General features: G+C 71.2%; 1 protein-coding gene. It reads right to left on the bottom strand.

The genetic code is table 11. From position 1 onward, the window contains the following. Positions 1-564: 564 nt before the first annotated feature. Positions 565-1554 (bottom strand): 2,3,4,5-tetrahydropyridine-2,6-dicarboxylate N-succinyltransferase, encoded by a 990-nt coding sequence (gene dapD / locus ACFV0T_RS26095; RefSeq protein WP_385783682.1) that lies wholly within the window; start codon positions 1552-1554, stop codon positions 565-567. Positions 1555-1776: the final 222 nt, after the last annotated feature.

Raw genomic sequence — 1776 nt, 5'->3', positions numbered from 1 at the left:
CTACGAGCGGAAATCCGAACACTTCCTTGCCTTCGTCGGCATAGCCGCAGCCCTCATCTGCCACCGCCGACTCACCAACTGAAACGACGTCTAAGGTGCGTTGTATGAGCGACGACGTTCCGGTCTGCCCTGAGTGCAACCAGCCCATGCGGTCCGGTGGCCTCGTGCTCTCCGTCCGGGAGGACGATGGCCGGCGGACCTGTCGGTCGCTGTGGAAGTGCGCCGACCGACACGTCTGGTGGCGCTGGGCTGACCGGCCGGACGGGCTCTGGGAAGTCTGCCCAGTGCCGCATCTGTTCCGCTGACATCCAACACTGACATCAGCGACCCCAAACAGCGGCAACAGCCAGCACCCGGCGATGGCACCCGCACACGAGCTGGATCGCGGCCACGCAGAGGCGAGATCGAACTCCTAATGCGGTGCTCACACACGAGCGCCCTTCCGGGCCGTCCTGGGGCCGTGGAAGGGCGCTCGATGCTGACCAACGTCGACAACTGCCGACAGCTCAGCGGCAGGTCAAAGCGTTGATCGATGCGGCGGCCGCAGGTCACGGCCGCCGATGATCAGTTGTGGCTGTGCAGGACGTCGTTCAGGCCGCCCCACTCCGCGTTGTTCGGGCGGCCCTCGACGGTGCCGGTGACCGAGTTGCGGCGGAAGAGGATGTTCGAGGCGCCGGACAGCTCGCGGGCCTTGACGATCGTGCCGTCGGGCAGCGTGACGCGGGTGCCGGCGGTGAGGTACAGACCCGCCTCGATCACGCAGTCGTCGCCCAGGGCGATGCCGACCCCGGCCTCGGCGCCGACCAGGGAACGCTCGCCGATGGCGACGCGCTGCTTGCCGCCACCGGAGAGGGTGCCCATGGTGGAGGCGCCGCCGCCGATGTCCGAGCCGTCGCCGACGACGACGCCCTGGGAGATGCGGCCCTCGACCATGGAGGTGCCGAGGGTGCCGGCGTTGAAGTTGACGAAGCCCTCGTGCATGACCGTGGTACCGGCCGCGAGGTGGGCGCCGAGCCGGACGCGGTCGGCGTCGGCGATCCGGACGCCGGCCGGGGCCACGTAGTCGGTCATCCGCGGGAACTTGTCCACGCCGAACACGCTGAGGTGCAGGCCGCGCGCGCGGGCGGCGAGCCGCACGGTCTCCAGGGTGTCCACGGCGACCGGGCCGAGGGAGGTCCAGACGACGTTGGCGAGGAAGCCGAAGATGCCGTCCAGGTTCTGCTCGTTCGGCTTGACCAGGCGGTGCGAGAGCAGGTGCAGGCGCAGGTAGACGTCGTGCGTGTCGAGCGGCTTGTCGTCGAGCGAGGAGATGACCGTACGGACCGCGACGATCTGCACGTTCCGCACCTCGTCCTTGCAGAGGGCGGCGACACCGTGCTCACCGAGCAGTTCACGGGTGCGCTCGGCGTCGAGCCGCTCGGTGCCGGCGGGGCCCGGTTCGGCGGACAGCTCGGGCGCGGGGAACCACGTGTCGAGAACGGTGCCGTCGGCGGCGACGGTGGCGAGCCCGGCGGCCACGGCGCCGGTGGTACGAGGAGCAGTCGTGTCGGTCATAAGGGCAACCTAACCGGACGGGGGCCGCCGAGGCCAACCAGCGGGGGGCCGTCTCGGGGGGCGGGCGTCGGCCATCGCGTCCGGGGCGCGGGGGCCGCGTTCACGACGGTCAGGCGCGTCGGCGGGGCGGCGCGGCGGCGCGGGTGCGCGGAGGCCGCGTTCACGACAGCCAGGCATGCGGGCGCTGCGGCGCCGCCGGGCGGGGGCGCGGAAACCGCGTCT

Origin of the sequence: Streptomyces sp. NPDC059582 (genome assembly GCF_042735715.1) — a bacterium.
Lineage (GTDB): Bacteria > Actinomycetota > Actinomycetes > Streptomycetales > Streptomycetaceae > Streptomyces.
The sequence above is the reverse complement of the archived record's forward strand: the minus strand, read 5'-3'. Positions and strand labels throughout refer to the sequence as shown.

Coding starts and splice junctions, on each gene's coding strand:
- dapD (WP_385783682.1), bottom strand. CDS start 1,554: ATGACCGACACGACTGCTCCTCGTACCACCGGCGCCGTGGCCGCCGGG.